Annotated in this window: 19 protein-coding genes; 13 read left to right on the top strand and 6 right to left on the bottom strand. The window is 49.4% G+C overall.

Going from position 1 to position 23,849, the window contains the following annotated elements; all coding sequences use genetic code 11:
• The first annotated feature begins 141 nt into the window (after positions 1 to 141).
• The 6 genes from lolA (at position 142) to dmsC (ending at position 7,666) form a co-directional block, all read left to right on the top strand.
• Positions 142 to 753: an outer membrane lipoprotein chaperone LolA gene (lolA, locus tag AABJ99_RS15260; protein ID WP_001295343.1), complete on the top strand. Its 612-nt coding sequence runs from the start codon at positions 142 to 144 to the stop codon at positions 751 to 753.
• Between the two features lie 10 nt (positions 754 to 763).
• A complete protein-coding gene (rarA, locus tag AABJ99_RS15255; protein WP_000067769.1) occupies positions 764 to 2,107 on the top strand; it encodes a replication-associated recombination protein RarA in 1,344 nt (447 codons plus the stop codon).
• 90 nt (positions 2,108 to 2,197) lie between these two features.
• Positions 2,198 to 3,490 carry a serine--tRNA ligase gene (serS, locus tag AABJ99_RS15250; RefSeq protein WP_000886683.1) on the top strand — a complete coding sequence of 431 codons (1,293 nt, stop codon included), beginning with the start codon at positions 2,198 to 2,200 and terminating at the stop codon, positions 3,488 to 3,490.
• Positions 3,491 to 3,728: 238 nt separating this feature from the next.
• Complete coding sequence (gene dmsA / locus AABJ99_RS15245; RefSeq protein ID WP_039020467.1) at positions 3,729 to 6,173, top strand: dimethylsulfoxide reductase subunit A; 2,445 nt, start codon at positions 3,729 to 3,731, stop codon at positions 6,171 to 6,173.
• Between the two features lie 10 nt (positions 6,174 to 6,183).
• Complete coding sequence (gene dmsB / locus AABJ99_RS15240) at positions 6,184 to 6,801, top strand: dimethylsulfoxide reductase iron-sulfur subunit DmsB (protein ID WP_000213098.1); 618 nt, start codon at positions 6,184 to 6,186, stop codon at positions 6,799 to 6,801.
• Between the two features lies 1 nt (position 6,802).
• Entirely contained in the window at positions 6,803 to 7,666 is an 864-nt protein-coding gene (dmsC, locus tag AABJ99_RS15235; RefSeq protein WP_039020468.1) for a dimethyl sulfoxide reductase anchor subunit DmsC, read from the top strand.
• Between the two features lie 35 nt (positions 7,667 to 7,701).
• Here dmsC and ycaC read toward each other — a convergent pair whose 3' ends face one another.
• Positions 7,702 to 8,328 carry an isochorismate family cysteine hydrolase YcaC gene (gene ycaC / locus AABJ99_RS15230; RefSeq protein ID WP_000165876.1) on the bottom strand — a complete coding sequence of 209 codons (627 nt, stop codon included), beginning with the start codon at positions 8,326 to 8,328 and terminating at the stop codon, positions 7,702 to 7,704.
• Between the two features lie 314 nt (positions 8,329 to 8,642).
• Here ycaC and ycaD point away from each other — a divergent pair, with 314 nt between their 5' ends.
• Complete coding sequence (gene ycaD / locus AABJ99_RS15225; RefSeq protein WP_000109295.1) at positions 8,643 to 9,791, top strand: MFS transporter; 1,149 nt, start codon at positions 8,643 to 8,645, stop codon at positions 9,789 to 9,791.
• Between the two features lie 209 nt (positions 9,792 to 10,000).
• A complete protein-coding gene (ycaM, locus tag AABJ99_RS15220; protein ID WP_032183852.1) occupies positions 10,001 to 11,431 on the top strand; it encodes an APC family permease in 1,431 nt (476 codons plus the stop codon).
• Here ycaM and ycaN read toward each other — a convergent pair whose 3' ends face one another.
• Entirely contained in the window at positions 11,432 to 12,340 is a 909-nt protein-coding gene (gene ycaN, locus AABJ99_RS15215) for a LysR family transcriptional regulator (RefSeq protein ID WP_001242673.1), read from the bottom strand.
• Between the two features lie 99 nt (positions 12,341 to 12,439).
• Here ycaN and ycaK point away from each other — a divergent pair, with 99 nt between their 5' ends.
• Complete coding sequence (ycaK, locus tag AABJ99_RS15210; RefSeq protein ID WP_032302794.1) at positions 12,440 to 13,030, top strand: NAD(P)H oxidoreductase; 591 nt, start codon at positions 12,440 to 12,442, stop codon at positions 13,028 to 13,030.
• Positions 13,031 to 13,111: 81 nt separating this feature from the next.
• Here ycaK and pflA read toward each other — a convergent pair whose 3' ends face one another.
• The 4 genes from pflA to ycaO form a co-directional block, all read right to left on the bottom strand.
• On the bottom strand, positions 13,112 to 13,852 hold the full coding sequence (gene pflA / locus AABJ99_RS15205) for a pyruvate formate lyase 1-activating protein (protein ID WP_000111043.1): 741 nt from the start codon (positions 13,850 to 13,852) through the stop codon (positions 13,112 to 13,114).
• Between the two features lie 191 nt (positions 13,853 to 14,043).
• Entirely contained in the window at positions 14,044 to 16,326 is a 2,283-nt protein-coding gene (pflB, locus tag AABJ99_RS15200; protein WP_001292814.1) for a formate C-acetyltransferase, read from the bottom strand.
• 54 nt (positions 16,327 to 16,380) lie between these two features.
• Entirely contained in the window at positions 16,381 to 17,238 is an 858-nt protein-coding gene (gene focA, locus AABJ99_RS15195; RefSeq protein WP_000642546.1) for a formate transporter FocA, read from the bottom strand.
• Positions 17,239 to 17,643: 405 nt separating this feature from the next.
• Positions 17,644 to 19,404 (bottom strand): 30S ribosomal protein S12 methylthiotransferase accessory factor YcaO, encoded by a 1,761-nt coding sequence (ycaO, locus tag AABJ99_RS15190; protein WP_039020470.1) that lies wholly within the window; start codon positions 19,402 to 19,404, stop codon positions 17,644 to 17,646.
• A 129-nt stretch (positions 19,405 to 19,533) separates the two neighbouring features.
• Between ycaO and ycaP the strand changes: the two genes are divergently transcribed.
• From ycaP to ycaL, 4 genes are all read left to right on the top strand, one after another.
• A complete protein-coding gene (ycaP, locus tag AABJ99_RS15185; protein WP_000642852.1) occupies positions 19,534 to 20,226 on the top strand; it encodes a DUF421 domain-containing protein in 693 nt (230 codons plus the stop codon).
• 198 nt (positions 20,227 to 20,424) lie between these two features.
• On the top strand, positions 20,425 to 21,513 hold the full coding sequence (serC, locus tag AABJ99_RS15180) for a 3-phosphoserine/phosphohydroxythreonine transaminase (RefSeq protein WP_039020471.1): 1,089 nt from the start codon (positions 20,425 to 20,427) through the stop codon (positions 21,511 to 21,513).
• A 70-nt stretch (positions 21,514 to 21,583) separates the two neighbouring features.
• On the top strand, positions 21,584 to 22,867 hold the full coding sequence (aroA, locus tag AABJ99_RS15175) for a 3-phosphoshikimate 1-carboxyvinyltransferase (protein ID WP_000445247.1): 1,284 nt from the start codon (positions 21,584 to 21,586) through the stop codon (positions 22,865 to 22,867).
• A gap of 168 nt (positions 22,868 to 23,035) precedes the next feature.
• Positions 23,036 to 23,800: a metallopeptidase YcaL gene (gene ycaL / locus AABJ99_RS15170; RefSeq protein WP_001353317.1), complete on the top strand. Its 765-nt coding sequence runs from the start codon at positions 23,036 to 23,038 to the stop codon at positions 23,798 to 23,800.
• Positions 23,801 to 23,849: the final 49 nt, after the last annotated feature.

Genomic DNA, 23,849 nt, shown 5'->3' with positions numbered 1-23,849 from the left:
GGATAAGATGCGATAGCATCGCATCCGGCACTCTATCAACTGAAAATTCAGTATTTTCTTCTTTCCTCAAGCTGATTATTAGCCTGGAATAGAGAGTAGAGGGAGCTCCCGGTCGGGAGTGACGTAATTTGAGGAACAATGATGAAAAAAATTGCCATCACCTGTGCATTACTCTCAAGTTTAGTGGCGTCCAGTGTTTGGGCTGATGCCGCAAGCGATCTGAAAAGCCGTCTGGATAAAGTCAGCAGCTTCCACGCCAGCTTCACACAAAAAGTGACTGACGGTAGCGGCGCGGCGGTGCAGGAAGGTCAGGGCGATCTGTGGGTGAAACGTCCAAACTTATTTAACTGGCATATGACTCAACCTGATGAAAGCATTCTGGTTTCTGACGGTAAAACACTGTGGTTCTATAACCCGTTCGTTGAGCAAGCTACGGCAACCTGGCTGAAAGATGCCACCGGTAATACGCCGTTTATGCTGATTGCCCGCAACCAGTCCAGCGACTGGCAGCAGTACAATATCAAACAGAATGGCGATGACTTTGTCCTGACGCCGAAAGCCAGCAATGGCAATTTGAAGCAGTTCACCATTAACGTGGGGCGTGATGGCACAATCCATCAGTTTAGCGCGGTGGAGCAGGACGATCAGCGCAGCAGTTATCAACTGAAATCCCAGCAAAATGGGGCTGTGGATGCAGCGAAATTTACCTTCACCCCGCCGCAAGGCGTCACGGTAGATGATCAACGTAAGTAGAGGCACCTGAGTGAGCAATCTGTCGCTCGATTTTTCGGATAATACTTTTCAACCTCTGGCCGCGCGTATGCGGCCAGAAAATTTAGCACAGTATATCGGCCAGCAACATTTGCTGGCCGCGGGGAAGCCGTTGCCGCGCGCTATCGAAGCCGGGCATTTGCATTCTATGATCCTCTGGGGGCCGCCGGGTACTGGCAAAACAACCCTCGCTGAAGTGATTGCCCGCTATGCGAACGCTGATGTGGAACGTATTTCTGCCGTTACCTCTGGCGTGAAAGAGATTCGCGAGGCGATCGAGCGCGCTCGGCAAAACCGCAATGCTGGTCGCCGCACTATTCTTTTTGTTGACGAAGTTCACCGTTTCAACAAAAGCCAGCAGGATGCATTTCTGCCACATATTGAAGACGGTACCATCACTTTTATTGGCGCAACCACTGAAAACCCGTCGTTTGAACTTAACTCGGCACTGCTTTCCCGTGCCCGTGTCTATCTGCTGAAATCCTTGAGTACAGAGGATATTGAGCAAGTACTGACTCAGGCCATGGAAGACAAAACCCGCGGTTATGGTGGTCAGGATATCGTTCTGCCAGGTGAAACACGACGCGCCATCGCTGAATTGGTGAATGGCGACGCGCGCCGTGCGTTAAATACGCTGGAAATGATGGCGGATATGGCTGAAGTCGATGATAGCGGTAAGCGAGTCCTGAAGCCTGAATTACTGACCGAAATCGCCGGTGAGCGTAGCGCCCGCTTTGATAACAAAGGCGATCGCTTTTACGATCTGATCTCTGCACTGCATAAATCGGTGCGTGGGAGCGCACCCGATGCGGCGCTGTACTGGTATGCGCGAATTATTACCGCCGGTGGAGATCCGTTATATGTCGCGCGTCGCTGCCTGGCGATTGCGTCTGAAGATGTGGGTAATGCTGACCCACGGGCGATGCAGGTGGCTATTGCGGCCTGGGATTGCTTTACGCGAGTTGGTCCGGCAGAAGGTGAACGTGCCATTGCTCAGGCGATTGTTTACCTGGCCTGCGCGCCAAAAAGCAACGCTGTCTACACTGCGTTTAAAGCCGCGCTGGCCGATGCTCGCGAACGTCCGGATTATGACGTACCGGTTCATTTGCGCAATGCGCCGACCAAACTGATGAAGGAAATGGGCTACGGTCAGGAATATCGTTATGCTCATGATGAAGCAAACGCTTATGCTGCCGGTGAGGTTTACTTCCCGCCGGAAATAGCACAAACACGCTATTATTTCCCGACAAACAGGGGCCTTGAAGGCAAGATTGGCGAAAAGCTCGCCTGGCTGGCTGAACAGGATCAAAATAGCCCCATAAAACGCTACCGTTAATGTTATCGTTGCGGTAATGTTGTTACTGTATCCCTGTGGTCGCAGGCTGTGGCCACATCTCCCATTTAATTCGATAAGCACAGGATAAGCATGCTCGATCCCAATCTGCTGCGTAATGAGCCAGACGCAGTCGCTGAAAAACTGGCACGCCGGGGCTTTAAGCTGGATGTAGATAAGCTGGGCGCTCTTGAAGAGCGTCGTAAAGTATTGCAGGTCAAAACGGAAAACCTGCAAGCGGAGCGTAACTCCCGATCGAAATCCATTGGCCAGGCGAAAGCGCGCGGGGAAGATATCGAGCCTTTACGTCTGGAAGTGAACAAACTGGGCGAAGAGCTGGATGCAGCAAAAGCCGAGCTGGATGCTTTACAGGCTGAAATTCGCGATATCGCGCTAACCATCCCTAACTTGCCTGCAGATGAAGTGCCGGTAGGTAAAGATGAAAATGACAACGTTGAAGTCAGCCGCTGGGGCACCCCGCGTGAGTTTGACTTTGAAGTTCGTGACCATGTGACGCTGGGTGAAATGCACTCTGGCCTCGACTTTGCAGCCGCAGTTAAGTTGACTGGTTCCCGCTTTGTGGTAATGAAAGGGCAGATTGCTCGCATGCACCGCGCACTGTCGCAGTTTATGCTGGATCTGCATACCGAACAGCATGGCTACAGTGAGAACTATGTTCCGTACCTGGTTAACCAGGACACGCTGTACGGTACGGGTCAGCTGCCGAAATTTGCTGGCGATCTGTTCCATACTCGTCCGCTGGAAGAAGAAGCAGACACCAGTAACTATGCACTGATCCCAACGGCAGAAGTTCCGCTGACCAACCTGGTACGCGGTGAAATCATCGATGAAGATGATCTGCCAATTAAGATGACCGCCCACACCCCATGTTTCCGTTCTGAAGCAGGTTCATATGGTCGTGACACCCGTGGTCTGATCCGTATGCACCAGTTCGACAAAGTTGAAATGGTGCAGATCGTGCGCCCGGAAGACTCAATGGCGGCACTGGAAGAGATGACCGGTCATGCGGAAAAAGTCCTGCAGTTGCTGGGCCTGCCGTACCGTAAAATCATTCTTTGCACCGGCGACATGGGCTTTGGCGCTTGCAAAACTTACGACCTGGAAGTATGGATCCCGGCACAGAACACCTACCGCGAGATCTCTTCCTGCTCCAACGTTTGGGATTTCCAGGCGCGTCGTATGCAGGCACGTTGCCGTAGCAAGTCGGACAAGAAAACCCGTCTGGTTCATACCCTGAACGGTTCTGGTCTGGCTGTTGGTCGTACGCTGGTTGCGGTAATGGAAAACTATCAGCAGGCTGATGGTCGTATCGAAGTACCGGAAGTTCTGCGTCCGTATATGAACGGACTGGAATATATTGGCTAATACCCAATTTTTCTGAATCTAAAAAGCGCCTTCGGGCGCTTTTTTTGTCTCCCTTTGATACCGAACAATAATTACTCCTCACTTACACGTAATACTACTTTCGAGTGAAAATCTGCCTATCTCTTTGATTTTCAAATCATTCGATGTATACAAGCCTATATAGCGAACTGCTATAGAAATAATTACACAATACGGTTTGTTACTGGAATCAATCGTGAGCAAGCTTGAGTGAGCCATTATGAAAACGAAAATCCCTGATGCGGTATTGGCTGCTGAGGTGAGTCGCCGTGGTTTGGTAAAAACGACAGCGATCGGCGGCTTGGCAATGGCCAGCAGCGCATTAACCTTACCTTTTAGTCGGATTGCGCACGCTGTTGATAGTGCCCTTCCGGCAAAGTCAGACGAAAAGGTAATCTGGAGCGCCTGTACAGTTAACTGTGGTAGCCGCTGCCCGCTACGTATGCACGTTGTGGACGGTGAAATTAAATATGTTGAAACGGATAATACCGGCGATGACAACTATGACGGCCTGCACCAGGTGCGCGCCTGTCTGCGTGGGCGTTCCATGCGTCGCCGTGTCTACAATCCGGACCGCCTGAAATATCCGATGAAACGAGTCGGGGCGCGCGGTGAAGGCAAATTCGAGCGCATTAGCTGGGAAGAAGCCTACGACATCATCGCGACCAATATGCAGCGCCTGATCAAAGAGTACGGCAACGAGTCTATCTATCTGAACTATGGTACCGGTACGCTGGGCGGCACCATGACCCGCTCCTGGCCGCCGGGAAATACCCTGGTCGCTCGCCTGATGAACTGCTGCGGCGGTTATCTGAACCATTACGGTGACTACTCTTCCGCGCAAATTGCGGAAGGTTTGAACTATACCTACGGCGGCTGGGCGGATGGTAACAGCCCGTCAGATATTGAAAACAGTAAGCTGGTGGTACTGTTTGGTAATAACCCTGGCGAAACGCGAATGAGCGGTGGTGGGGTGACTTATTACCTTGAGCAGGCTCGTCAGAAATCCAATGCTCGTATGATCATTATCGATCCGCGCTATACCGACACCGGTGCCGGGCGCGAAGATGAGTGGATCCCTATTCGTCCGGGAACAGATGCCGCACTGGTTAATGGTCTGGCGTACGTCATGATCAGCGAAAATCTGGTTGATCAGGAATTCCTCGATAAATATTGCGTTGGCTACGACGAGAAAACCCTGCCAGCTAGTGCACCGAAAAATGGCCACTATAAAGCTTATATTCTGGGGGAAGGGCCAGATGGCGTGGCTAAAACACCGGAATGGGCCTCGCAAATCACCGGTGTTCCGGCAGACAAAATCATCAAATTGGCTCGTGAAATCGGTAGTACCAAACCGGCGTTTATCAGCCAGGGATGGGGCCCGCAGCGTCACGCTAACGGTGAAATCGCAACCCGTGCTATCTCGATGCTGGCGATTCTGACCGGTAACGTTGGTATTAACGGGGGCAACAGCGGCGCGCGTGAAGGTTCATACAGCTTACCTTTTGTCCGTATGCCGACCCTCGAAAACCCGATCCAGACCAGCATTTCGATGTTTATGTGGACCGATGCCATTGAACGTGGCCCGGAAATGACAGCGCTGCGTGATGGTGTGCGCGGGAAAGATAAGCTGGATGTGCCGATCAAAATGATCTGGAACTATGCTGGTAACTGCCTGATTAACCAGCATTCTGAAATCAACCGTACCCATGAAATCCTTCAGGATGATAAGAAGTGCGAGCTGATTGTGGTTATCGACTGCCACATGACCTCATCAGCGAAATATGCTGACATCCTGCTGCCTGACTGCACCGCTTCCGAACAGATGGACTTTGCACTGGATGCATCCTGCGGGAATATGTCTTACGTGATTTTCAACGATCAGGTGATTAAACCGCGCTTTGAATGTAAGACCATCTATGAAATGACCAGCGAACTGGCAAAACGTCTTGGCGTTGAGCAACAGTTTACTGAAGGCCGTACACAGGAAGAGTGGATGCGGCATCTGTATGCCCAGTCGCGGGAAGCGATTCCTGAACTGCCAACGTTTGAAGAGTTCCGCAAGCAGGGGATCTTTAAAAAGCGCGACCCACAAGGGCATCACGTTGCTTATAAAGCTTTCCGTGAAGATCCGCAGGCAAATCCGCTGACCACGCCATCGGGTAAAATTGAGATTTATTCGCAGGCGCTGGCTGACATTGCCGCGACCTGGGAATTGCCAGAAGGCGACGTGATCGATCCACTGCCGATCTACACGCCGGGCTTTGAAAGTTATCAGGATCCGCTGAACAAACAATATCCGCTGCAGCTTACTGGCTTCCACTACAAATCTCGCGTTCACTCAACTTACGGCAACGTTGATGTGCTGAAAGCAGCTTGCCGCCAGGAAATGTGGATCAACCCGCTTGATGCACAAAAACGCGGTATCAACAACGGCGATAAGGTCAGGATCTTTAACGACCGTGGTGAGGTTCACATTGAGGCAAAAGTGACGCCACGAATGATGCCGGGTGTGGTCGCACTGGGTGAAGGTGCCTGGTATGACCCGGATGCAAAACGTGTCGATAAGGGCGGTTGTATTAACGTACTGACCACTCAACGTCCGTCTCCTCTCGCTAAGGGGAATCCGTCACATACAAACCTGGTTCAGGTTGAAAAGGTGTAAGGAGTAACCGATGACAACCCAGTATGGATTTTTTATTGATTCCAGCCGTTGCACCGGTTGCAAAACCTGCGAGCTGGCCTGTAAAGACTATAAAGATCTGACGCCGGAAGTCAGCTTCCGCCGCATTTATGAATATGCTGGCGGTGACTGGCAGGAAGATAACGGTGTCTGGCATCAGAACGTGTTTGCCTACTATCTGTCGATTTCATGTAACCACTGCGAAGATCCGGCTTGTACTAAAGTCTGCCCGAGCGGTGCGATGCATAAACGTGAAGATGGTTTTGTTGTGGTCGATGAAGATGTGTGCATTGGCTGCCGCTACTGCCATATGGCTTGCCCGTATGGCGCACCGCAATATAACGAAACGAAAGGCCATATGACCAAATGCGATGGTTGTTATGACCGTGTTGCGGAGGGGAAGAAGCCGATCTGTGTTGAATCTTGCCCGCTGCGGGCGCTGGATTTCGGCCCTATCGACGAGCTACGTAAAAAACATGGCGATTTGGCGGCTGTTGCGCCGTTGCCGCGAGCTCACTTTACCAAACCGAATATTGTGATCAAACCCAATGCCAACAGCCGCCCAACCGGGGATACCACTGGCTATCTGGCAAACCCGAAGGAGGTGTGAGATGGGAAGTGGATGGCATGAATGGCCGCTGATGATCTTCACGGTCTTCGGGCAATGTGTAGCAGGTGGTTTTATCGTTCTGGCTTTGGCGCTGCTCAAAGGCGACCTGCGAGCAGAAGCCCAGCAGCGTGTTATCGCCTGCATGTTTGGCTTATGGGTGCTGATGGGTATTGGCTTTATCGCCTCTATGCTCCATCTTGGTTCGCCGATGCGCGCTTTTAACTCGCTCAACCGGGTAGGGGCTTCAGCACTCAGTAACGAAATCGCCAGCGGTTCGATCTTTTTTGCCGTTGGTGGCATCGGTTGGGTGCTGGCAATACTGAAAAAGCTGTCGCCAGCACTGCGTACGCTGTGGCTGGTGGTGACGATGGTTCTCGGCGTAGTCTTTGTCTGGATGATGGTGCGCGTTTATAACAGCATCGATACTGTCCCGACCTGGTACAGCATCTGGACACCGATGGGCTTCTTCTTGACAATGTTCATGGGCGGCCCGTTACTGGGTTACCTGTTGTTGAGTCTGGCTGGCGTCGATGGCTGGGCGATGCGTCTGCTACCTGCAATTTCTGTGCTGGCACTGGTAGTGAGTGGCGTGATGTCTGTGATGCAGGGCGCAGAGTTGGCGACTATTCATAGTTCTGTGCAGCAGGCTGCAGCGCTGGTGCCGGACTATGGTGCGCTGATGTCCTGCCGTATCGTACTTTTGGCTGTTGCCCTGTGCTTGTGGATTGCCCCACAGCTAAAAGGTTATCAGCCTGCGGTTCCGCTACTTTCTGTATCATTCATTCTGCTTCTGGCAGGGGAATTAATCGGTCGTGGCGTATTCTATGGTTTGCATATGACCGTGGGGATGGTCGTCGCAAGTTAATGAGTAACAACCGGGGTTTCGGCCCCGGTTCTCTTTTATTTCTGCTTCGTTAACGTGTCATAACTGGTCATCAAATTACGATAATCAGGAATATGGTTAGAGAACAACGTCGCCAGTCCTTCAATATCATTACGCCAGTCGCGATGCAGCTCGCACGCCACGCCGAACCATGTCATCAATTGCGCACCCGCTTGCGACATTCGATCCCACGCCGAGTGCCGGGTAATTTCGTTAAAGGTTCCTGACGCGTCAGTCACGACAAAGACATCAAACCCTTCTTCAATTGCCGAAAGTGCCGGGAACGCAACGCAAACTTCGGTTACCACACCAGCGATAATCAATTGTTTTTTACCTGTCGCTTTTACCGCTTTCACAAAATCTTCGTTATCCCAGGCGTTAATATTTCCCGGGCGAGCAATGTAAGGTGCATCAGGGAACTGTGCTTTCAGTTCCGGAACTAATGGGCCGTTAGGGCCGGTTTCAAAACTGGTGGTAAGAATAGTAGGTAAGTTGAAATACTTAGCCAGATCACCCAGCGCCAGCACGTTATTTTTAAACTTATCGGGTTCGATATCCCGTACAAGGGAAAGTAAACCAGCCTGGTGATCAACAAGCAAAACGGCAGCATCATTTTTATCGAGACGAACATACGGTTTGGTCATCCTCTTCTCCTTTCGAGAGTCAGCGGTACGTCTGAAATCGGTCAGACGCGATGCATTGCTCTGAAAGCATAGACGGGAAATATGAGTTTGCTGTGACCATGAAATTTTTCGACTGAACGAAGCGTATGAAATTTGTGTTAGATCAATAAAAACAATCAGATGAGATTAATCGTCTCTCCAGCATTAGCGTTATGAATGAGTAATATAAATCGATAATACCTCAGCTGCGATATGCGCGTATTTTCACCCATTGACAATGTTTTTGGCGGTGGCATGATGCGCATGAAATTTGAACTTCCTCACGGTTTTAATTCATGTCTACGTATACCCGGCCTGTCATGCTTTTGCTGTCTGGCCTGCTTTTGTTGACTTTGGCGATCGCAGTGTTAAATACACTCGTGCCACTTTGGCTCGCCCAGGAACATATGTCCACATGGCAGGTAGGCGTTGTCAGCTCATCCTATTTTACCGGCAACCTGGTCGGTACATTGCTGACAGGGTATGTCATTAAGCGCATTGGCTTTAACCGCAGCTATTATCTGGCCTCCTTCATTTTTGCCGCTGGCTGTGCCGGCCTTGGCCTGATGATTGGATTCTGGAGCTGGTTGGCTTGGCGTTTTGTCGCCGGCGTCGGCTGTGCCATGATTTGGGTGGTTGTTGAGAGCGCGCTGATGTGCAGTGGGACGTCACGTAACCGTGGGCGTTTGCTTGCTGCGTATATGATGGTTTATTACGTGGGAACGTTTTTAGGCCAGTTACTGGTCAGCAAAGTTTCAACCGAGCTGATGTCCGTATTGCCGTGGGTTACAGGTTTGACGTTGGCAGGGATCTTACCGCTGTTGTTTACGCGTGTGCTGAATCAGCAGGCTGAAAACCATGATTCGACGTCAATTACGTCAATGCTAAAACTCCGTCAGGCGCGGCTTGGCGTGAATGGCTGCATTATCTCAGGAATCGTTCTGGGATCTCTATATGGCCTGATGCCGCTGTACCTCAATCACAAAGGGGTGAGCAATGCCAGCATTGGTTTCTGGATGGCGGTACTGGTCAGTGCGGGTATCCTTGGACAATGGCCGATTGGACGTCTGGCGGATAAGTTTGGTCGACTGCTGGTGTTGCGTGTTCAGGTCTTTGTCGTCATTCTCGGCAGTATCGCGATGCTTAGCCAGGCGGCGATGGCCCCAGCGTTATTCATCCTCGGTGCCGCTGGCTTTACGCTATATCCGGTGGCGATGGCATGGGCTTGCGAGAAAGTTGAACATCATCAACTGGTGGCGATGAACCAGGCCTTACTGTTGAGCTATACTGTGGGAAGTCTGCTTGGCCCGTCATTTACTGCCATGCTAATGCAGAATTTCTCCGATAATTTATTGTTTATCATGATCGCCAGCGTATCGTTTATCTATTTGCTGATGCTGCTTCGCAACGCCGGTCATACGCCGAAACCCGTTGCTCACGTGTAAATGAATTAACGCAGAGTGTGAACTTACTGTTTCACACTCTGCTTTTTTGTTTCTTCTCTCTGACTTGCTTTTTTCAAAATTTTATTCGTTTCAAAATAAAATGTGCAGCAGGTTATAATTTTGCATTTCGCTATTTCCGCACTTCTTATTTGCCGCGCATAATCCCTCGTTTTACAGATGCCCCTTTAATTTTGGCGAAGGATTTGTCTATGGCTGGGAATGTTCAGGAAAAACAGCTGCGATGGTACAACATTGCGCTGATGTCTTTTATCACTGTCTGGGGTTTTGGCAACGTTGTTAATAACTACGCCAACCAGGGGCTGGTGGTTGTTTTTTCATGGGTGTTTATCTTTGCGCTCTATTTCACACCTTATGCGCTAATTGTTGGTCAGTTAGGCTCGACCTTCAAAGATGGGAAGGGCGGGGTCAGTACCTGGATTAAACACACGATGGGACCCGGACTGGCTTACCTCGCCGCGTGGACCTACTGGGTAGTGCATATTCCCTATCTGGCACAAAAACCCCAGGCAATACTGATTGCGCTCGGTTGGGCGATGAAAGGCGACGGTTCGCTAATCAAAGAATATTCAGTCGTAGCGTTACAGGGGTTAACGCTGGTGCTGTTTGTCTTCTTTATGTGGGTTGCTTCACGCGGTATGAAATCGCTGAAAATCGTCGGTTCTGTGGCAGGGATTGCGATGTTTGTTATGTCGCTCCTGTATGTGGCGATGGCGGTAACCGCGCCTGCGATTACTGAAGTGCATATTGCGACCACAAACATTACCTGGGAAACGTTTATTCCTCATATCGACTTTACCTACATTACCACTATTTCAATGCTGGTTTTCGCGGTTGGCGGAGCAGAGAAGATTTCTCCTTACGTTAATCAAACGCGCAACCCAGGAAAAGAATTTCCAAAAGGGATGTTATGCCTGGCGGTGATGGTTGCGGTTTGTGCCATTCTGGGCTCACTGGCGATGGGGATGATGTTTGACTCGCGTAATATCCCGGATGACTTAATGACTAACGGTCAGTATTACGCCTTTCAGAAGCTGGGCGAATATTACAACATGGGTAATACTTTAATGGTGATTTATGCCATTGCGAATACCCTGGGACAAGTAGCTGCGCTGGTATTCTCGATTGATGCGCCGCTTAAAGTGTTATTAGGCGATGCTGACAGCAAATATATTCCAGCCAGTTTATGTCGTACCAACGCTTCTGGTACGCCCGTTAATGGCTATTTTCTGACCCTGGTGCTGGTGGCGATCCTGATTATGCTGCCGACTCTCGGCATCGGTGATATGAACAATCTCTATAAATGGCTGTTGAACCTTAACTCGGTAGTGATGCCGCTGCGTTATTTATGGGTATTTGTTGCATTTATTGCAGTTGTTCGCCTGGCGCAGAAATATAAGCCGGAATATGTCTTTATTCGTAATAAGCCGCTGGCAATGACCGTCGGAATTTGGTGTTTTGCCTTTACCGCTTTTGCCTGCCTGACTGGTATTTTCCCGAAAATGGAAGCCTTCACCGCAGAGTGGACATTCCAGTTGGCGCTGAATGTTGCAACGCCGTTTGTGCTGGTGGGATTAGGGCTGATATTCCCGCTGCTGGCGCGTAAAGCGAATAGCAAATAATTATTGTGGTCGGTGACGCTGACTCTGGCAGATCTGACCCGTTTTTACATAATCGAGAAATGCGCGCAAGCCGCAGGACATATACTGGCGGTTTGGGTAATAGATCTGGAAGCCTGGACGCTCTGTGATCCAGTCTTCCAGTACACATTCTAAACGACCGGTATCAAGGTACTCCTTGATCTGTTCATAGAGCAGATACCCGATACCAGCACCCATCAAAACGGCATCCAGTTCAGCATCAACATCATCCAGAATGATATTTCCTGCGACAGCAATTTCCAGCTCCTTTGCAAATTGCCAGTGGAAAGGTTTGCCGCTGGGATAACGAAAAACAACACATTGATGATTAAGCAGATCATGAGGATGGCGGGGTTTGCCATATCTTGCAAAGTACTCTGGCGTTGCTGCTACACATAATTTCACTGGCGGGCCGATCGCCACGCTGATCATATCTTTTTCGACGATGCCACTAAGTCGAACGCCAGCGTCAAAGCCCTGCTGGACGATATCAACAAGAGAGTCGTCAGTTGTGAGCTCGACTTTAATATCAGGATATTCACGTGTGAAACCAACCAGTAAAGGCATTAAAAATATACGTGCAGCTACCCGGGCGGCATTGATTTTGAGCGTACCTGTCGGTGTCAGACGAAAATCATTCATCTCATCTAACATGATCTGAATTTCGTCGAAAGCTGGGCGCAATCGTTCATAGAGATTAGAACCCGCTTCCGTTAACGATACGCTTCGGGTTGTCCGATTGAATAAGCGAATTTTAAGACGTTGTTCCAGTGTTTTAATACTATGGCTAATGGCGGACGAAGATAAGCCTAACTCATCGCCTGCTGCACGAAAGCTTTGATTACGGGCCACGGCAAAGAAAGTGGCAAAGTCAGACATATTCATCCGCATTAGTGAAAATCCTTCATTAACTCATCCTGAATCATCACGTTTACAGGATGATGCCGCCTGCGTAAAGTGCGCTCCAGAACTTAACGTGGAGGTAAAATTATGCAGTCTGAGCGTATTTATTTGGTATGGGCCCATCCTCGTCATGATTCATTGACCGCACATATTGCTGATGCGATCCATCAGCGGGCAATGGAGCGGAAAATACAGGTGACGGAACTCGATTTATATCGGCGTAATTTCAACCCGGTGATGACGCCGGAAGATGAACCAGACTGGAAGAATATGGATAAACGTTATTCTCCAGAGGTTCATCAGCTTTATTCAGAGCTGCTTGAACATGACACGTTAGTGGTGGTTTTTCCTCTCTGGTGGTACAGCTTCCCAGCAATGCTAAAAGGATATATTGACAGAGTATGGAATAATGGGCTGGCTTATGGAGATGGGCACAAATTACCATTCAATAAAGTTCGTTGGGTGGCGCTGGTTGGAGGAGACAAAGAATCATTTGTCCAGATGGGCTGGGAAAAAAATATAAGCGATTATTTGATAAATATGTGCAGTTATCTTGGTATTGAAGATGCCGATGTCACTTTCTTGTGTAATACAGTGGTATTCGATGGGGAAGAACTTCACGCGAGCTATTATCAGTCGTTATTATCTCAGGTACGGGATATGGTAGATGCACTATAAGATGTGTTAAAAACGCTGTAGCAGAATGAAGCGCGGAATAACAAAGCGGCAACTCAATAAAGTTGCCGCTTTACGGGGAAATTAGAACATTACCTTATGACCGTACTGCTCAAGAATGCCTTTCACGCGTTCCATGGTCTCTTTCTTCGGTGGTTTAACACCATCAAGTTTGTATTCTTCACCCATCGCCACCCATTTGTGTTTGCCCAGCTCGTGGTAGGGGAGAAGCTCGATTTTCTCAACGTTGCCCATATCACGGGTAAATTCACCGAGGCGATGCGCTGAATCGTCATCGTCAGACCAGCCTGGGACAACAACGTAGCGGATCCACACCTTCACATTTTTATTCGCCAGATATTTAGCAAACTCCAGCGTGCGGTGGTTGGAAACTCCAACCAGATTTTGGTGGATCTCGTCGTTCATCTGTTTGAGATCGAGCATTACCAGGTCGGTTACTTCCAGCAGTTCATCAATCACCGGATCGTAACGACGAACAAAACCGTTGGTATCCAGACAGGTATGAATGCCTTCTTTTTTGCAGGCGCGGAACCAGTCACGAACAAACTCAGCTTGCAGGATTGCTTCACCGCCGGATGCGGTAACGCCGCCGCCGGAAGCGTTCATAAAGTGGCGATAGGTCACCACTTCCTTCATCAAATCTTCAACGGTAACTTCTTTACCGCCATGCGTGTCCCAGGTGTCGCGGTTATGACAATACAGGCAGCGCATCAGGCAGCCCTGGAAAAAGGTGATAAAGCGAATACCCGGGCCGTCTACGGTTCCACAGGATTCAAAGGAGTGAATGCGACCAATAACTGACATTGCGGTGTTTCTCCAGATGTGGCCCATCTGAGGCCGTGTTGGTGCGCAGCTCGAAGGCTACGTCGAGTCTGTTTTGGCAGTCACCTTAAAGTATAGATAGCTGACAAAAAAGGCTCTCGTGCTAAAAAAGGCCCCACTTTCGTGGAGCCTTTATTGTACGCTTTTTACTGTACGATTTCAGTCAAAACTAATTACATAGATTGAGTGAAGGTACGAGTAATAACGTCCTGCTGCTGTTCTTTAGTCAGCGAGTTGAAACGTACTGCGTAGCCAGATACACGGATGGTCAGCTGCGGATATTTTTCCGGGTTTTCCATCGCGTCGAGCAGCATTTCACGGTTCATCACGTTAACGTTCAGGTGCTGACCACCTTCGATGGATGCTTCGTGGTGGAAGTAACCATCCATCAGACCAGCCAGGTTGGTCTTACGAACTTCGTCGTCTTTACCCAGTGCGTTCGGAACGATAGAGAAGGTGTAGGAGATACCATCTTTAGCGTAAGCAAACGGCAGTTTAGCAACGGAAGTCAGAGATGCTACAGCACCTTTCTGGTCACGACCGTGCATCGGGTTAGCACCCGGTCCGAACGGCGCGCCAGCACGACGACCGTCTGGGGTGTTACCAGTTTTCTTACCATACACAACGTTAGAAGTGATGGTCAGAACAGACTGAGTCGGGATTGCGTCACGGTAGGTGTGCAGTTTCTGAATTTTCTTCATGAAACGTTCTACCAGGTCAACAGCCAGGTCATCTACACGCGGATCGTTGTTACCAAACTGCGGGTATTCGCCTTCGATTTCGAAGTCGATAGCCAGACCGTCTTCGTCACGAATCGGTTTAACTTTCGCATATTTGATTGCAGACAGGGAGTCAGCAGCAACGGACAGACCAGCGATACCACACGCCATGGTGCGGATAACGTCACGGTCGTGCAGCGCCATCAGAGAGGCTTCGTAGCTGTACTTGTCGTGCATGTAGTGGATGATGTTCAGTGCAGTGATGTACTGTTTAGCCAGCCAGTCCATGAAGTGATCCATGCGCTCCATCACTTCATCGTAGTTCAGGACGTCGCCTTTGATCGGTTCAGACTTCGGACCAACCTGCATTTTCAGTTTTTCGTCAACGCCGCCGTTGATTGCGTACAGCATGGTTTTCGCCAGGTTTGCACGCGCACCGAAGAACTGCATTTGTTTACCAACGATCATCGGGCTTACGCAGCAAGCGATAGCGTAGTCATCGTTGTTGAAGTCCGGACGCATCAGGTCATCGTTCTCATACTGCAGAGAAGAGGTATCGATGGACACTTTAGCAGCGAATTTCTTGAAGTTCAGCGGCAGTTTTTCAGACCACAGAATGGTCATGTTCGGTTCCGGAGACGGACCCATGGTGTACAGGGTGTTCAGGAAACGGAAGCTGTTTTTGGTAACCAGGGTACGACCGTCGAGGCCCATACCACCGATAGATTCGGTTGCCCAGATCGGGTCGCCAGAGAACAGTTCATCGTATTCCGGAGTACGCAGGAAGCGAACCATACGCAGTTTCATGACCAGGTGGTCAACCATTTCCTGCGCTTCTTGTTCGGTGATCTTGCCAGCTTTCAGGTCACGTTCGATGTACACATCCAGGAAGGTGGAGGTACGACCGAAGGACATTGCAGCACCGTTCTGAGACTTAACAGCAGCCAGGTAGCCGAAGTAAGTCCACTGGATAGCTTCCTGAGCGTTGGTAGCCGGACCAGAGATGTCGTAGCCGTATTTCGCAGCCATTTCTTTCATCTGACCCAGAGCGCGGTGCTGTTCAGCGATTTCTTCGCGCAGACGGATAGTCTGTTCCAGGTTTACGCCGTTTTCCAGATCAGCCTGCAGAGAGGTGAACTGAGCGTATTTGTCTTTCATCAGGTAGTCGATACCGTACAGCGCAACGCGACGGTAGTCACCGATGATACGACCACGGCCATAAGCATCTGGCAGACCGGTCAGAACACCGGATTTACGGCAACGCAGGATGTCCGGAGTGTAAACGTCGAACACGCCCTGGTTGTGAGTTTTACGGTATTCAGTGAAGATTTTTTTGATCATCGGGTCCAGTTCGCGGTTGTACGCTTTGCAGGAACCTTCGATCATTTTGATACCACCGAACGGGATAAGAGCACGTTTCAGCGGAGCTTCAGTCTGCAGACCAACAACTTTTTCCAACGCTTTGTTGATGTAGCCAGCGTCGTGAGAGGTGATGGTGGAAGCAACAGCGGTGTCAAAGTCAACTGGCGCGTGAGTGCGGTTTTCCAGTTTAACGCCTTCCATTACTTTGTCCCACAGGGTGGTGGTCGCTTCAGTAGCGCCAGCCAGGAAGGACTCGTCACCCTCGTACGGAGTGTAGTTTTTCTGAATGAAGTCACGGACGTTTACTTCATTCTGCCAGTCACCTTTGGTAAAACCTTCCCAGGCTGTGGCTAACTTTTCATTAAGCTCGGACATGTAACACCTACCTTCTTAAGTGGATTTTTTATTTACTGCGTACTTCGACAACCATTAATGGTGATCGTTTTCACGCAGGTAAATGACCCAGTATGTCAACCCAACCAACAAACCACCGCCGATAATATTACCGATCGTAACCGGAATCAGGTTATCAGTGATGAAGTTCATCACGGTCAGGTGAGAAAAATTTTCCGGTGCAGAACCGACAGCGGTCCAGAATTCCGGAGATGCGAAGTCGCGGATTACAATACCCATCGGGATCATAAACATGTTTGCGATACTGTGCTCAAAACCGCTGGCAACAAACATCGCGACCGGCAGCACCATAATGAACGCTTTATCCATCAGGCTGCGGCCAGAATAACTCATCCATACTGCCAGACATACCATCAGGTTTGCCAGGATACCAAGGCAGACGGCCTCAATAAAAGTATGGTGCACTTTGTGGTCGGCGGTTTGTAGGACGTTTAGTCCCCATTGACCATTCGCGGTCATATACTCGCCGGAAAGCCACATTAAAAGTACAAACAGCAGTGCGCCGACCAGGTTGCCAAAATAGACATTTAGCCAGTTTTTCGCCAACTGACCCCAGGTGATGCGCCCACTCGCCTTAGCAACAACAATCAACACTGTGGAAGTAAAGAGATCGGCTCCGCAGACAACACAAAGAATCAGCCCCAGAGAGAAGCAAATGCCGCCAACCAGTTTTGCCATGCCGAAGGGCATTGTTCCTGTGCCAGTGGTTGCTGTGATATAGAAGACGAATGCGATTGAGATGAAAACACCGGCGGTAATCGCCAGATAGAAAGTCTTAAGCGGATGTTTCGTTGCTTTATAGACACCTGCCTCTTCGGCCACTTTGGCCATTGCTGCAGGAAGTAAAAGATCAAAAGGGTTGTCAGCTTTCACACTAACTCTCTCTTTATTAAGTCGGCGACGAGATACTAACAAAGCATTATAGATGAGAAATTGATATAGATCATATCTCGCCTGGCTTATAGGCCCGTAACTCGCATGGTTTTTATGCAAATACGGAGTAAATATTTGATTATCCAAATAAAAATAAATTTTAAAAATTAACAAATGAGTTGAATTTTTTCCGCATCCTCCGCTAAAACAGTTAATTAAAAGGGAGCACCAGGCGAATAAAGTAACAATATCGATCGTATTTATTAAATACAAATTACCGATATTTAACTTTATAATTACAATTATTTTATTAATGCAAATATATGTAAAGCGGGGCATTAAAAAAACGCCCCGTAATATAACTCAGACGAATCATTAAGCCTACATTGCGTAGGCTATTTGATTTTATTTTGCCCAGTATGCCGCTTTGGCGCGCTGCAGCTTTTCGTAGGCCTTCAGCAACGATTGATGTGCAGCAAATGCGTGCAGATCGCTATCTACGGGTTGCAGGCCATAAAACGCCGATTCACCGCTCATTGCCGCACTGGCGGCTTCTACGGCATCTGCGCCATACATACGAACGAAGGCATTCAGATATTGCAGCGGTTGGCGGTCTTCTTCCTGTGCCAGTAATAACAACGTTTGCAGACAGCGATAATAGTTGGCGCGTTCCGGACTGAACACTGATGAGTTAAATTCCATTGTCAATTCAGTCCAGACCAGAGCCTGTTCCAGATCGCCACCAGCCAGCGCCAGCATAGCCTTTAATTCACCGATACGCAGAGTGTACCAGCCGTTATCCGGCCCGGTTGCCAGACCTAATAGCTCACGCACGCGGGTAAAGTCATCAAAACCTTCTTCATCCAGTTGCTCGATGAGGTTCAGGTAATCTTCTTTTTCCCACTCGCTGCCTGGGAGTGAAAGGATCGTTTCACGTAAATGGCTGCCCATGCTGTTATTCGCCAGCCACAGATCTTCTGCCGGATAAATATCGGACATGCCAGGCACGATAATGCGGCAAGCATAAACGCCCAGATGCTCGTAATCGGCAATATAAACTTCTTTATCTTCTTTGTTGAAGATAGCCATCAGCGTAGCAAACTCTTCTTCCGTGGTGCCTGAGAAGCTCCAGTCCACAAACGGATAATCAGCATCCTGCTTGAATAGGTCCCAGGAGATTAAACCGCTGGAATCGATAAAGTGCGTTTCGAGGTTAGTATGTTCAGCGACTTCTTCATCATCGAAGGTTGGCGGAGTAAACACATCCAAATCTTTCAGACCGCGGCCTTGCAGCAACTCGGTCACGGTACGTTCCAGTGCAACGCCAAAATCAGGATGTGCACCGAAGGATGCAAAGCAGGTACCGTTAGCTGGATTGAACAGTACCACGCAGATCACCGGATATTGACCGCCAAGCGAGGCATCATAAGCGAAGATCGGGAAACCTTCCGCTTCCAGTGTTTCGATCGCTTCAACCACCGCTGGATAACGCGCCAGCACGTCTGCCGGGATCTCTGGCAGGCTGATACTTTCAGCAATAATCCGGTTTTTCACGTAGCGTTCGAAAACTTCGGACAACCCCTGAACGCGTGCTTCGTTTCGGGTATTGCCAGCGGACATACCGTTAGAAACGTACAGGTTACCAATGATATTCATCGGAATATAAACGATCTGATTGTCGGACTGGCGCGTAAACGGTAGACCGCAAATACCACGATCTTCGTTACCAGATTGTAGGTCAATCAGCATGCTGCCGGTCAGTTCATTCTCCGGATCGTAAAATGCGCGCAGACGGTCATCGAGCAGCCCTTCTGGTACATCGTCGTTTTCGGTCAGTGGGAACCATTTTTCGTTGGGATAATGCACGAATGGACCGTTGGCGATGGTTTCGCCCAGCCAGAAGTCAGCAAAAAAGTAGTTGGTAGACAGACGCTCGAAATATTCACCGAGTGCAGAAGCCAGCGCCGCTTTTTTGGTTGCGCCTTTACCGTTGGTAAAACACAGTGCGCACTCTTTGTCGCGAATATGTACAGACCAGACGTTAGGCACGGGATTCAGCCAGGAGGCCTCTTCAATCTGAAAACCGAGGTCTGAAAGTTTTTGCTGGAAGCGAGCGATGGAATCTTCCAGAGCGGCATCTTTGCCGGGGATAAATGTTTGCGTCATGAAAATCACTTTAGTCGTACGGAAAGCGCGCAATAATACGGGTTTTATCTCAAAGGCGCTATCACCGCCGCCATGCCGATGAACTGTTGACTATGCTTTTAGTGGATAAACCACGATAAGAGCATAAAAATGAAGGCGTTCGATCTCCACCGTATGGCATTTGATAAAGTGCCTTTTGATTTCCTTGGCGAAGTTGCACTACGTAGTCTTTATACCTTTGTACTGGTTTTTTTGTTCCTCAAAATGACCGGCAGACGCGGTGTGCGGCAGATGTCGCTGTTTGAAGTGTTAATCATTCTGACGCTGGGGTCAGCGGCGGGGGATGTGGCGTTTTATGATGATGTGCCGATGGTTCCGGTGCTTATCGTCTTTATTACTCTGGCGTTGTTATACCGTCTGGTAATGTGGTTGATGGCGCACAGTGAAAAACTGGAGGATCTTCTGGAAGGCAAGCCGGTTGTCATTATTGAGGATGGTGAGCTGGCCTGGTCGAAACTTAATAACTCCAACATGACGGAATTTGAGTTCTTTATGGAGCTGCGACTGCGTGGAGTGGAGCAGTTGGGGCAGGTACGTCTGGCGATTCTCGAAACCAACGGGCAAATCAGTGTCTATTTCTTTGAAGATGACAAGGTCAAACCGGGATTACTTATTTTACCCAGTGACTGTACTCAGCGTTACAAAGTGGTGCCTGAGTCGGCGGACTATGCTTGCATCCGTTGCAGTGAGATCATTCATATGAATGCAGGGGAAAAACAATTATGTCCGCGCTGTGCAAATCCAGAATGGACGAAGGCAAGTCGGGCTAAACGGGTGACCTGACAGCAAAAAAATCGGTTTTTGGACAATAATCCGAGAGATTCTATTGTGTGACGCGTGCCGCATTTTTGCCCTCGACTGTTTTACCCATTGCGATGCGCGCCACTGAATGATAAAACCGATAGCCACAGGAATAATGTATTACCCGCGGTCGCAATCGATTGTCCGTGGGTTAATGGCAACGCAACGTGGTGAGGGGAAATGGCTCAAATCTTCAATTTTAGTTCTGGTCCGGCAATGCTACCGGCAGAGGTGCTTAAACAGGCTCAACAGGAACTGCGCGACTGGAACGGTCTTGGTACGTCGGTGATGGAAGTGAGCCACCGTGGTAAAGAGTTCATTCAGGTTGCAGAGGAAGCCGAGAAGCATTTTCGCGATCTTCTTAATATCCCCTCCAACTATAAAGTATTGTTCTGCCACGGCGGTGGTCGCGGTCAGTTTGCTGCTGTTCCGCTGAATATTCTTGGTGATAAAACCACTGCAGATTATGTCGATGCCGGTTACTGGGCGGCAAGTGCCATTAAAGAAGCGAAAAAATACTGCAAGCCAAATGTCTTTGACGCCAAAGTGACTGTTGATGGTCTTCGTGCGGTTAAGCCAATGCGTGAATGGCAGCTCTCTGATAATGCCGCTTATATGCATTACTGCCCAAATGAGACCATCGATGGTATCGCCATCGACGAAACGCCAGACTTTGGTAAAGAAGTGGTGGTTGCAGCCGACTTCTCTTCAACAATTCTTTCCCGTCCAATTGACGTCAGTCGTTACGGTGTGATTTATGCTGGCGCACAGAAAAATATCGGCCCGGCGGGCCTGACAATCGTCATCGTTCGTGAAGACTTACTGGGTAAAGCGAATATCGCGTGTCCGTCGATTCTGGATTATTCCATCCTTAACGATAACGACTCAATGTTTAACACGCCGCCGACATTTGCCTGGTACCTGTCCGGTCTGGTATTCAAATGGCTGAAAGCGAACGGCGGCGTGGCTGCAATGGATAAAATCAATCAGCAAAAAGCAGAACTGCTGTATGGGGTGATTGATAACAGCGATTTCTACCGCAATGACGTGGCGAAAGCTAACCGTTCGCGGATGAACGTGCCGTTCCAGTTGGCGGACAGTGCGCTTGACAAATTGTTCCTTGAAGAGTCTTTTGCTGCGGGGCTGCATGCCCTGAAAGGGCATCGTGTGGTCGGCGGTATGCGTGCGTCAATTTATAACGCAATGCCTCTGGAAGGCGTTAAAGCGCTGACAGACTTCATGGTTGAGTTCGAACGCCGTCACGGCTAATGCCGAAATTTTGCTTAATCCCCACAGCCAGCCTGTGGGGTTTTTATTTCTGTTGTAGAGAGTTGAGTTCATGGAATCCCTGACGTTACAACCCATCGCTCGTGTCGATGGCACCATTAATCTGCCCGGTTCCAAGAGCGTTTCTAACCGCGCTTTATTGCTGGCGGCATTAGCACACGGCAAAACAGTATTAACCAATCTGCTGGATAGCGATGACGTGCGCCATATGCTGAATGCATTAACAGCGTTAGGGGTAAGCTATACGCTTTCAGCCGATCGTACGCGTTGCGAAATCATCGGTAACGGCGGTCCATTACACGCAAAAAGTGCCCTGGAGTTGTTCCTCGGTAACGCCGGAACGGCAATGCGTCCGCTGGCGGCAGCTCTTTGTCTGGGTAGCAATGATATTGTGCTGACCGGTGAACCGCGTATGAAAGAACGCCCCATTGGTCATCTGGTGGATGCGCTGCGCCTGGGCGGGGCGAAGATCACTTACCTGGAACAAGAAAATTATCCACCATTGCGTTTACAGGGCGGCTTTACTGGCGGCAACGTTGACGTTGATGGCTCCGTTTCCAGCCAGTTCCTCACCGCACTGTTAATGACTGCGCCTCTTGCACCGGAAGATACGGTGATTCGTATTAAAGGCGATCTGGTCTCTAAACCTTATATCGACATCACACTCAATCTGATGAAGACGTTTGGTGTTGAAATTGAAAATCAGCACTATCAACAATTTGTCGTAAAAGGCGGGCAGTCTTATCAGTCTCCGGGTACTTATTTGGTCGAAGGCGATGCATCTTCGGCTTCTTACTTCCTGGCAGCAGCAGCAATCAAAGGCGGCACTGTAAAAGTGACCGGCATTGGACGCAACAGTATGCAGGGTGATATTCGCTTTGCTGATGTGCTGGAAAAAATGGGCGCGACCATTTGCTGGGGCGATGATTATATTTCCTGCACGCGGGGTGAACTGAACGCTATTGATATGGATATGAACCATATTCCTGATGCGGCGATGACCATTGCCACGGCGGCGTTATTTGCAAAAGGCACCACCACTCTGCGCAATATCTATAACTGGCGTGTTAAAGAGACCGATCGCCTGTTTGCGATGGCAACAGAACTGCGTAAAGTTGGTGCGGAAGTAGAAGAGGGGCACGATTACATTCGTATCACTCCACCGGAAAAACTGAACTTTGCCGAGATCGCAACATACAATGATCACCGGATGGCGATGTGTTTCTCGCTGGTGGCGTTGTCAGATACACCAGTGACGATTCTTGATCCCAAATGCACGGCCAAAACATTTCCGGATTATTTCGAGCAGCTGGCGCGGATTAGCCAGGCAGCCTGAATGAACAACGTGCAATAAATAGCCAAATCTTTCTTTATCAAAACGTCGGCACATTGCCGGCGTTTTTTTTCGGACCTTGTGAGTCATTTTGATTAATGGTAGCGTCGTTTGTCGATGTAACTTATTGATACATAATATTTATATATGATTAATCAACGGATGATTCACATGAAGAATACTAAATTACTGCTGGCGATTGCGGCCTCTGCAGCTTTACTGACAGGGTGTCAGAATACCCACGGTATTGATACCAATATGGCTATCAGCTCAGGTTTAAATGCCTATAAAGCAGCAACGTTAAGCGATGCTGATGCAAAAGCGATTGCCAATCAGGGCTGTGCCGAAATGGACAGCGGCAATCAAGTCGCAAGTAAATCCAGCAAGTACGGTAAACGTCTGGCAAAAATCGCCAAAGCATTGGGTAACAATATTAATGGCACGCCGGTCAACTATAAGGTTTATATGACCAGCGACGTCAACGCATGGGCGATGGCGAACGGCTGTGTTCGTGTCTACAGTGGCCTGATGGACATGATGAACGACAACGAAATTGAAGGCGTTCTGGGTCATGAACTGGGCCACGTCGCGTTGGGTCACTCGCTGGCTGAAATGAAAGCTTCTTATGCGATCGTTGCCGCACGTGATGCGATTTCCGCTACCAGCGGTGTGGCTTCCCAGCTTTCTCGCTCACAATTAGGTGATATCGCAGAAGGCGCGATCAATGCTAAATACTCCCGCGATAAAGAGTCCGAAGCAGATGATTTCTCCTTTGATCTGTTGAAGAAACGTGGCATCAGCACCCAGGGGCTGGTTGGCAGCTTTGAAAAATTGGCCAGCCTGGATGGCGGCCGTACCCAGTCCATGTTTGACTCTCACCCACCATCAACAGAGCGTGCGCAACACATCCGTGATCGTATCGCCTCTGGTAAGTAAATCATTGTCATCTTTCGGGCTGGTCTTCTGCCAGCCCGCTATAATTGCG

It is taken from the genome of Escherichia coli (genome assembly GCF_036503815.1).
GTDB lineage: Bacteria > Pseudomonadota > Gammaproteobacteria > Enterobacterales > Enterobacteriaceae > Escherichia > Escherichia coli_F.
Note: the sequence above shows the minus strand (reverse complement) of the source record. Positions and strands in the feature narration are given on the sequence as shown.

Excerpts from the sequence above, each read along its gene's own strand:
- lolA (WP_001295343.1), top strand. The coding sequence starts at position 142 with ATGAAAAAAATTGCCATCACCTGTGCATTACTCTCAAGTTTAGTGGCG.
- serS (WP_000886683.1), top strand. The coding sequence starts at position 2,198 with ATGCTCGATCCCAATCTGCTGCGTAATGAGCCAGACGCAGTCGCTGAA.
- dmsA (WP_039020467.1), top strand. The coding sequence starts at position 3,729 with ATGAAAACGAAAATCCCTGATGCGGTATTGGCTGCTGAGGTGAGTCGC.
- dmsB (WP_000213098.1), top strand. The coding sequence starts at position 6,184 with ATGACAACCCAGTATGGATTTTTTATTGATTCCAGCCGTTGCACCGGT.
- dmsC (WP_039020468.1), top strand. The coding sequence starts at position 6,803 with ATGGGAAGTGGATGGCATGAATGGCCGCTGATGATCTTCACGGTCTTC.
- ycaC (WP_000165876.1), bottom strand. The coding sequence starts at position 8,328 with ATGACCAAACCGTATGTTCGTCTCGATAAAAATGATGCTGCCGTTTTG.
- ycaD (WP_000109295.1), top strand. The coding sequence starts at position 8,643 with ATGTCTACGTATACCCGGCCTGTCATGCTTTTGCTGTCTGGCCTGCTT.
- ycaM (WP_032183852.1), top strand. The coding sequence starts at position 10,001 with ATGGCTGGGAATGTTCAGGAAAAACAGCTGCGATGGTACAACATTGCG.
- ycaN (WP_001242673.1), bottom strand. The coding sequence starts at position 12,340 with ATGCGGATGAATATGTCTGACTTTGCCACTTTCTTTGCCGTGGCCCGT.
- ycaK (WP_032302794.1), top strand. The coding sequence starts at position 12,440 with ATGCAGTCTGAGCGTATTTATTTGGTATGGGCCCATCCTCGTCATGAT.
- pflA (WP_000111043.1), bottom strand. The coding sequence starts at position 13,852 with ATGTCAGTTATTGGTCGCATTCACTCCTTTGAATCCTGTGGAACCGTA.
- pflB (WP_001292814.1), bottom strand. The coding sequence starts at position 16,326 with ATGTCCGAGCTTAATGAAAAGTTAGCCACAGCCTGGGAAGGTTTTACC.
- ycaO (WP_039020470.1), bottom strand. The coding sequence starts at position 19,404 with ATGACGCAAACATTTATCCCCGGCAAAGATGCCGCTCTGGAAGATTCC.
- ycaP (WP_000642852.1), top strand. The coding sequence starts at position 19,534 with ATGAAGGCGTTCGATCTCCACCGTATGGCATTTGATAAAGTGCCTTTT.
- serC (WP_039020471.1), top strand. The coding sequence starts at position 20,425 with ATGGCTCAAATCTTCAATTTTAGTTCTGGTCCGGCAATGCTACCGGCA.
- aroA (WP_000445247.1), top strand. The coding sequence starts at position 21,584 with ATGGAATCCCTGACGTTACAACCCATCGCTCGTGTCGATGGCACCATT.
- ycaL (WP_001353317.1), top strand. The coding sequence starts at position 23,036 with ATGAAGAATACTAAATTACTGCTGGCGATTGCGGCCTCTGCAGCTTTA.